The 8,003-nt window shown below is 59.9% G+C and carries 8 protein-coding genes; all 8 read right to left on the bottom strand.

Annotated features, from left to right (window positions below):
• Nucleotides 1-191, bottom strand: a 191-nt coding sequence (locus tag IRZ31_RS18550; protein WP_297156387.1) for a site-2 protease family protein, incomplete at its 3' end; no start/stop codon positions are given.
• A 34-nt stretch (nucleotides 192-225) separates the two neighbouring features.
• A complete protein-coding gene (gene dxr / locus IRZ31_RS18545; protein WP_297156385.1) occupies nucleotides 226-1,518 on the bottom strand; it encodes a 1-deoxy-D-xylulose-5-phosphate reductoisomerase in 1,293 nt (430 codons plus the stop codon).
• Between the two features lie 238 nt (nucleotides 1,519-1,756).
• Nucleotides 1,757-2,656, bottom strand: coding sequence for a phosphatidate cytidylyltransferase (locus tag IRZ31_RS18540; protein ID WP_297156383.1), 900 nt, complete (start codon nucleotides 2,654-2,656; stop codon nucleotides 1,757-1,759).
• A gap of 17 nt (nucleotides 2,657-2,673) precedes the next feature.
• Complete coding sequence (gene uppS / locus IRZ31_RS18535) at nucleotides 2,674-3,507, bottom strand: polyprenyl diphosphate synthase (protein ID WP_112427596.1); 834 nt, start codon at nucleotides 3,505-3,507, stop codon at nucleotides 2,674-2,676.
• Nucleotides 3,508-3,509: 2 nt separating this feature from the next.
• A complete protein-coding gene (gene frr, locus IRZ31_RS18530) occupies nucleotides 3,510-4,067 on the bottom strand; it encodes a ribosome recycling factor (protein WP_297156381.1) in 558 nt (185 codons plus the stop codon).
• A 137-nt stretch (nucleotides 4,068-4,204) separates the two neighbouring features.
• Nucleotides 4,205-4,990, bottom strand: coding sequence for a UMP kinase (pyrH, locus tag IRZ31_RS18525; RefSeq protein WP_052888609.1), 786 nt, complete (start codon nucleotides 4,988-4,990; stop codon nucleotides 4,205-4,207).
• A gap of 270 nt (nucleotides 4,991-5,260) precedes the next feature.
• Nucleotides 5,261-5,857 (bottom strand): hypothetical protein, encoded by a 597-nt coding sequence (tsf, locus tag IRZ31_RS18520; RefSeq protein WP_297156378.1) that lies wholly within the window; start codon nucleotides 5,855-5,857, stop codon nucleotides 5,261-5,263.
• A gap of 839 nt (nucleotides 5,858-6,696) precedes the next feature.
• Nucleotides 6,697-7,572, bottom strand: a complete 876-nt coding sequence (gene rpsB, locus IRZ31_RS18515) for a 30S ribosomal protein S2 (protein WP_363325699.1) — start codon at nucleotides 7,570-7,572, stop codon at nucleotides 6,697-6,699.
• Nucleotides 7,573-8,003: the final 431 nt, after the last annotated feature.

The raw sequence follows: 8,003 nt of genomic DNA, 5'->3' as shown, positions 1-8,003 counted from the left end.
CCGTTAAACCAGATTACCTCCCATCCCCCACCAGGGCGGCGACGAATGCCCACAATGCGCGGAGGCAGGCCGAGGCCAAACTCCTCAACGCGAATCCCCGCCCACTTGGCAGTCAAAAAGTGACCCAGCTCATGGACAAAGACTAGTAGACCAAAGACCGGTATCGCAGCTAACAAGTACCAATAATTCATTCCCACTTCCCTCAGACAGCTTTGCAAGCAAAGACTAACCTGTGGCCTGGCGTACAACCCCCAGCGAGGCAGCCAGCTCCCGCGCTGTCTGCCGTGCCCAATCGCGCGTCTGGAGGATGACTGGAATGTCTGGCTGCGCCTGAGCCATCGTCGCGTGGCGCTCCAGCACTGCCTCAATCAGACGAGCGATATCCAAGAGGCCAATCTGTCCTGCCAGAAAGAGCGCGACAGCCTCCTCATCGGCCCCCACCAGAGCGCAAGGGTAGGTACCACCGCGCTCAGCGGCCTCACGAGCCAGGCGATAGCAAGGGAAGCGTGCCACATCGAGGGTCTCAAAATGTAGCTGTGCCACCTGCGCCCAGTCCAGGGGGCGAATCAGCCCGCGAGCCTGCGCCTCCAGACGCAGCGGATAACTCAACGCATCGAGAATGGGCAGATGCATACTCGGAAGGCTCGCCTGCATCTTGATCGAGCCATCAACGAACTCAACCATAGAATGGATAATGCTCTCAGGCTGGATTACCACCTCGATACGCTCGTAAGGAACGGCGAAGAGCCAGTGAGCCTCAATGACCTCCAGTCCCTTATTCATCAAGGTCGCCGAATCCACGGTGACCTTCGGCCCCATGCGCCAGGTTGGGTGAGCCAGCGCCTGAGCAACCGTCACCGAGGGCAACTCTGTGAGAGGAGTGCGCCGGAAAGGCCCGCCTGAAGCCGTCAAGATCAGGCGGCGCACCTCGGTTCCGTCTTCGCCTCGCAGGCACTGCCATAGCGCACTATGCTCACTATCGATCGGCAGAATAGCCACTCCGGCCCGCCGCGCCGCCTCCATCACCAGATGGCCGGCCATAACCAGCGTCTCCTTATTAGCCAGAGCGATGGTCTTGCCAGCCTGGATTGCCGCCATCACTGGTTCCAAGGCCACCAGGCCGGACGTGGCCACAACCACCAGATCCACCTGCGGCAGGGTAGCCGCTTCCAGCAAGCCAGCGAGACCAAAAGCGAGGCGGGGCGCAGGTCTCCGCTCACGGCAACGGGCTTCGACAAGCAAGCGGTGCGCCTCCTCTCGAATGGCCGCTGTCTCCGCGAAGCAGGCCACGAGAGTCGGAGCAAATTCCTCAGCCTGCTGGGCCAGCAGGGATAGATTACTATGGGCGGCCAGGGCCACGACCTCGAAGTGCTCAGGGAAGCAGCGCACCACGTCCAGCGTCTGTCGTCCAATTGAGCCGGTGCTTCCCAGTAAGGCGATGCGCCTGGGAAAGGTCTGCATCGCAGTCATCCGGCCTACAGCCGGCTGACCAGCTTCTTTCTCCTCATTCGATTCCATTGCTGTATTGCCGTTCCCTTGCTGGCTCTACCCAGGGAATATTGTAGCACGGCAGAGCGCATGCAGCAGGAGACGTTTTTGCTCTTATTCTATACTCTAATCAGGGTCTCATCCTCAAGCAGAACGGTGTATGGCCCTTCAGGCCAGTCCGTCTGATTGGCTGCAACCAGTCTCGTGTATTAGTGACTAACCTGCAAGCCATTACCTGGATCTGCCAGGAAGCAAGCCGGCCAGCCGATTAGTGCGGGAGCGCCAGGGCCAGCTGAGAGAAAAAGTAGAGAACAACGGCGGCGAAGAGCAGGCTATCGATGCGATCGAGCAAGCCGCCGTGGCCAGGCATCAGCTGGCCGCTATCCTTCACCTGAGCCTGGCGCTTCATCAGCGACTCTGCCAGATCGCCCAGGGTAGCAGCCAGAGAGAGAGCCAGGCCAAGGACCAGAGCCAGGTACCAGGGGACCTGCAGCAGCGAGCCAGCCAGCCACAGGCAAAGGATCACAGTACACAGCAGGCCGCCAAAGACCCCCTCCCAGGTCTTGCCGGGACTAATCTGAGGAGCCAGCTTATGGCGCCCCAGGAAATGGCCAGTGAAAAAGGCCGCGGAATCGAAGGTCCAGACAGCAGCAAAGAGCAAGAGTAACCACCAGAGACCGCGAGGGGGAGGCCAGCCGAATTGAGAGCCGCGCAACGACAACAAGAGGCTAAGCGGCCAGCCGAGATAGAGAGCGAAAACGACCGTCAGCGCCCAATCGACGAGCGAGCCGTCAAGGCGCTCTCGCCAAAAGAGGAGCGGGAAGGCTACCAACAAAGCGGCGCCCAGGCTGATCTCCAGCAAGAGCAGGCGCCACTGGGGGAACATGGCAGAGATCAGCAAGAGCGTTCCCAGCCCGAAGCTCACCCAGAGCAAGGGGCGGCTACCCGAGTGCTCCATCATCTGATGCAACTCGTAGCTGCCCCAGGCCAGCACAAAGAGCGCCGCTGCAAAAGCCACCCAACCCCCCAGCCAGACCACAAGCAAGACAATAGGAATGGCCACAACAGCGGTCAGCACTCGCAGAGCCAGAGTGCCCGCCCACTGCCCGCCGCTGTCAGCAGCTCTCTTCCCTGATGATTGTAGTTGTTTCTCAGTTGCGCGCTCCACGCGATGCTTCCACCTGCTTAGCGGCCACTGGGAGAAGCGGTCAGCCGACCGAAACGCCGCTGGCGCTGGCGATAGCTCTCCAGGGCCGCGCGTAGATCTTCGCGCCCGAAATCGGGCCAGAGTGTTGGTGTGGAATAATACTCGCTATAGGCTGACTGCCAGATCAAAAAATTACTGACGCGCATCTCGCCAGCAGTGCGGACAACGAGATCGGGATCGGGTAGATCATGAGTATAAAGATAGGAGCTAATCACCTCCTCGGTGATCGCCTCGGGCGGCAAGCCAGCGGCGATAATACGTCGCACGGCATCGACCAGCTCAGCGCGACCGCCGTAGTTAAAGCACACACTGAGGTGGATACGATTATTATAACGCGTCAGCTCCACTGACTCCTGGACGGCGCGCTGAATCGCAGGGGGGAGATCTTGCAAGCGACCAAGATGGCGCAGCCGCACCCCGTCACGATGCAACTTCTCCAGGTCAGAGCGGATGGTTTCCCAGAAAAGGCGCATGAGGCCCTCGACTTCCTCCCGCGGGCGGCCCCAGTTCTCGGTCGAGAAAGCATAGACACTCAAATACTCGATATGCTCATCGACGGCGGCCTCCACCACGCGGCGGAGCGCTGCCACGCCGGCCTTATGGCCGGCCAGGCGAGGCAAATGGCGCTGAGCGGCCCAGCGTCCATTGCCATCCATGATGATGGCCAGGTGACGCAGCGGACAGCTCTGCTCCTGCTTCTGTCCCTGCTTCTGCTCCTGAGTCTGCTCCCGAGAGCGCACCTCTACCGCTGGTTGCGACTGCTCACTCTTTTTCCCTACGGAAGAGGGAAAAAGATCACGTATCCTGGTCAACGTCAGACCTCCAAAATCTCGTGTTCCTTGAGCTTGCCGATCTTATCCATCTCCTCGATGTAGCGGTCGGTCAGCTTCTGCAGGCGATCCTGACCGCGCTTCAGCTCATCTTCGGAGATCTCCTTCTTCTTCTCGCGGTCGCGCAACTTGTCCTGGACATCGCGACGGATATTGCGCACCGCCACCTTATGCTCATCCAACTTCTTATGAAGGAGTTTTACCATCTCACGGCGCCGCTCCTCATTGAGAGGGGGAATCGCCAGGCGGATCACCTGGCCATCGCTACTGGGATTGATCCCCAGATCGGACTTCTGAATAGCCCGCTCAATATCAGGGAGCAGCTTGCGGTCCCAGGGCTGGATCACCAGCAAACGTGGTTCCGGCGCAGAGATCGAAGCGAGCTGGTTAATCGGCGTGGGGACGCCGTAGTAATCGACTTGAATCCGCTCCACGAGGGCAGAACTGGCGCGGCCAGTACGGATGCTCCCCAAGTCATGGCGGAGCGCCTCCACAGCTTTCTGCATCCGGCGTTCGGCATCTCCGAAAATATCATCTACCATAGCAATGCTCCCATCGTAAGGTACCTTGGATACGCACGCAGAGCCAGCGACAGACCAGGATAGAATCACGGGCCAGCGAGCCAGCCAGCGGCCAGGAAGCAAGAGACCTGGACCTGCAGCTGGCAGCCACCCTGTGCTCAGGCACGCTCACCAATAGCGCTCTCCTCAAGGTCATGAACGAGTGTCCCACGCTTCTCGCCACGCATAATCGCCTCCAGCGCTCCAGGCTGATCGAGGTTGAAGACCACGATCGGCAAGCGATTATCCTTGCACAGCGAGATCGCGGTGCTATCCATCACCTTGAGACCCATGTTGAGCGCGCGCATATAGCTTAACTCTTCGAACTTACGAGCGTTCGCATTGCGCATGGGATCATCATCGTAGACGCCGTCGACCTTTGTGGCCTTCAGCAGCACCTGGGCATTCAGCTCAATGGCGCGCAAGGCCGCCGCCGTGTCGGTCGTGAAGAACGGATTGCCGCTTCCCGCCGCCAGAATGACCACGCGCCCTTTTTCGAGGTGACGCACAGCGCGGCGACGGATAAACGGCTCCGCCACCGGAGGCATCTCTATCGCTGTTTGCACGCGTGTGACCAGGCCAAGCTTCTCCATGGCGTCCTGCATGGCCAGAGAGTTCATCACCGTGGCCAGCATGCCAACATAGTCGGCGGTCGCACGATCCATGCCCGCGGCAGCGGCATCTGCCCCACGCCAAATGTTGCCGCCACCGATGACCATCGCGACCTCGACTCCCAGATCGTGGACGCGCTTGACCTCAGCCGCGATCCGGCGGACCGCCACCGGATCGATCCCAATGCGCGGCTCGCCGGCCTCCGAGGTATGGCGGGGACCCAGCGCTTCGCCACCCAGCTTGAGCAGGATACGCCGATATCGCAAGGACGCAGCCATCTGAGATTCAGCCATCTTCTCTTCTACTCCCATGCGCTTCTCGTGGGGGGAACAGCCCCGGCCCTGACTGTCCGACACTGGCGCGTGACGCTTTCAACCACCGGCCAGAGCAGGCAGAGAGGGGAAAAAGAGAGGCCGGCCCCCGGTAGGCAAGGCCGGAGTGGGAGCGGATGCCTCAGCGGCCACCTAGAGAGTCGCCGGGAGCGCATCTCGCCCACCTCCAATTCCACACATAGCATAGCACGCCACAAGACTGGCCAGGAAGTGCCGCTTCCTTTTCCTACCCTATTCGCCCAAGGCAAAGCGACAGAAGCGACGAATCACGATGTTCTCCCCGGTTTCCGCAATAACCTTGCGCACCAGGTCGCCCACCACCTGGCTCTCATCACGAATCCAGGGCTGCATCATCAGCACCTGCTCGCCAAAGAGCTTCTTGAGCTTGCCCTGAATGACCTCCTCGCGCTTGTGCTCTGGCACACGAGCCATCGAGGGGTCCTCAAGCAGTTGCTGACGAGCCTGCTCGATCACTTCGGCAGGCACATCCTCGTAATTCACATACTTTGGATTGGTGCCAGCAATCTGCAGAGCCAACTCATTGGCCAATTGGCGAAAGCTCTCACTGCGCGCAACGAAGTCGGTGCTGCAGTTCAGCTCCAGCAGGACCCCCACACTGTTGTTGTGGTGGACATAGGAGAAGATGCCGCCCTGCTTGGTCTCGCGACCGGCGGCAATCATCTTCTCCGCCTTGCGGCTGGCCTTCGCATTGAGGATCTTGATGGCCTCCTCCCACGACTGCGCCTCCTCTAGCGCGCTCTTGCAATCGGCAAAGGTCGCCCCAGTCTCCTCACGCAACCTCTTCACATCGGCAGCAGCATAGTTCATAAGGGCATTTCTCCTTCAGCGTACTTTGATAGCATACTCAGGTTTCAGTCTGACTGACAATGACTCTCGGCCACTCGTAGACGGTTTCGAGTGCTTGACAGCTGCGATACAGTAGGATTCTGGGCTTTGTGCGGCTCACCAGTCACCAGCCTTCTCCACTCCCAGACTCCTCAGTGTGAGCTTGCAGCCACCGGTCCCACCCATCTCGTCCGACCAGCCAGGTCAGGTCAGACGGCATAGAGAGGACCTGGCATCCACCACGGCCAGATCCCGGAGGCGAGAAACCTTGCTGTCTTTCCGGTCTGGCACACGTGTGGTCACCAGGTCCATATCCCAACCAAGTCTCTTGGCAGCAGAGGGCGCAGCCGGCAGCTGACATCTGGCGCAGGCCGCAAGCCATCCGTGCCGGTCCCGATAGACCTGGAGCACGCGGGATAACAGAGAGAAGAGAAGAACAGGTTCGTTAAGATGAATCCAGCTCGCCGGGCTAGCTGCCTCGCCACTTGCCTTCCTCGCTGTTGGGAACCGCCTGCTGCCCGCGACATCGCTTCGTTTCACTCAGCCCCCCAGCGATGAACTGGCCAGGGCGGCTGCACTGGTCCAATATCGCAGTTCTTTGTTTTGCACCGTCCAGGCTCTGCACTTCTTCTCGTAGAGCCTGGACCAAGAGCGGGTACCAGCCCAGGCTTTTCTTTCAAGCACGAGCACGGGTAGCCACGCCTCTCCAGCTGGCGATCAGCTGGTAGGCGAGAGCATGGTGAACAGCACAGCAGTGCAACCAGATCGCAACGAACGACAAGCGGCAGGATGGGACAAACTCGTAGGGGAGCGAGATGGCTCTAGGATTCTTTGGCCACCAGCTCAGGCTCAGAGGCGTTCGATGAAGTCTCGGCCTCTCCACCAGTAGAGGGCGTCGCCTCACGCTCACGCTGAGACGAGCCAGCACCAGAGGCTGACGCCTCCACCGCCTCCGGCGGGACAGCCCCCTCTTCACCTGAAACCGTCGCGCCCTCGGCAGGCACCTCGCTATCCTTCTGCTGCGCCTCCAGCTCGCGGCGTCCTTCAATCACTGCATCAGCGATCTTTGAGCAGAGCAGGCGGACAGCGCGAATAGCATCATCGTTAGCCGGGATCGGATAGTCGATCTCGTCGGGATCGCAGTTCGTATCGGCCAGGGCCACAATGGGGATCTCCAGGCGGCGGGCCTCCAGCACAGCGGTATGCTCCTTGCGCGTATCAATGATGAAGACCGCTCCAGGCAGACGCCGCATTTCTTTGATGCCTCCCAGAATACGCTCCAGGCGCACCAAATCATCCTGCAGACGCTGAGCCTCTTTCTTGGGCAGGCGCTCGAATTCGCCCCGATCGCGCCGCGCCTCCAGCTCGCGGAGATAGCGGATACGCCCTTGAATGGTCTGGAAATTGGTGAGCATACCACCCAGCCAGCGCTGGTTGACATAGAACATTCCACAGCGCTTGGCCTCCTCCGCCACCGCCTCCTGAGCCTGCTTTTTCGTCCCGACGAACAACAGAGTCTCACCGCTGGCAGCCAGTTCCTTCACAAACTTGTAGGCCTCGTTGAGGCGCGCCACAGTTTGCTGAAGGTCGATGATATGGATGCCATTGCGCTCCATGAAGATGAAGGGCTTCATTTTGGGGTTCCAGCGCCGCGTCTGGTGCCCAAAATGAACGCCAGCTTCCAGCAGCTGCTTCATCGAGATAATGTTGGCCAAAAAACAGATCCTCCCTTTTTCCCTCCGCTCTCCTCCTATCGGCGATAGGGTTCCCCTTGCTCGCTCCTTGCGCTGCACAGCTTCCTGGTTGGCTGGCCTGCTGGTTCGCTCGCGCCCCTCCCCTCGCCACGCTGGTGCCAGGGCTGTTCAGGGTTCGAGGTACCGAGGGTATCGGGGCACCAGGGAAGCGCCGATCAGAGAGCGTGTGTACTTGATGAATAATACAACGCTACACTTGCTTTAACCCGCAGGAACCCTCGCTCCTGCTAACTTGCAAGTATAGCATAGGTTGCAGATGGACGCAAGCAAGATTTCCCGGCTCACCCTGCCTCGGCCATCCCCCTACCTTCCTACGACCCTCCCCCTCTAACCGCGCTTCTCTCTCTTATAAACAAATGACGCAGCCGACGAAG

Origin of the sequence: Thermogemmatispora sp. (assembly GCF_019683635.1) — a bacterium.
GTDB lineage: Bacteria > Chloroflexota > Ktedonobacteria > Ktedonobacterales > Ktedonobacteraceae > Thermogemmatispora.
The sequence above is the reverse complement of the archived record's forward strand: the minus strand, read 5'-3'. Positions and strand labels throughout refer to the sequence as shown.

Bases quoted from the DNA above. Each gene is read 5' to 3' on its own strand.
- rpsB (WP_363325699.1), bottom strand. From the start codon at position 7,572: ATGAAGCAGCTGCTGGAAGCTGGCGTTCATTTTGGGCACCAGACGCGG.
- tsf (WP_297156378.1), bottom strand. From the start codon at position 5,857: ATGAACTATGCTGCTGCCGATGTGAAGAGGTTGCGTGAGGAGACTGGG.
- pyrH (WP_052888609.1), bottom strand. From the start codon at position 4,990: ATGGCTGAATCTCAGATGGCTGCGTCCTTGCGATATCGGCGTATCCTG.
- frr (WP_297156381.1), bottom strand. From the start codon at position 4,067: ATGGTAGATGATATTTTCGGAGATGCCGAACGCCGGATGCAGAAAGCT.
- dxr (WP_297156385.1), bottom strand. From the start codon at position 1,518: ATGGAATCGAATGAGGAGAAAGAAGCTGGTCAGCCGGCTGTAGGCCGG.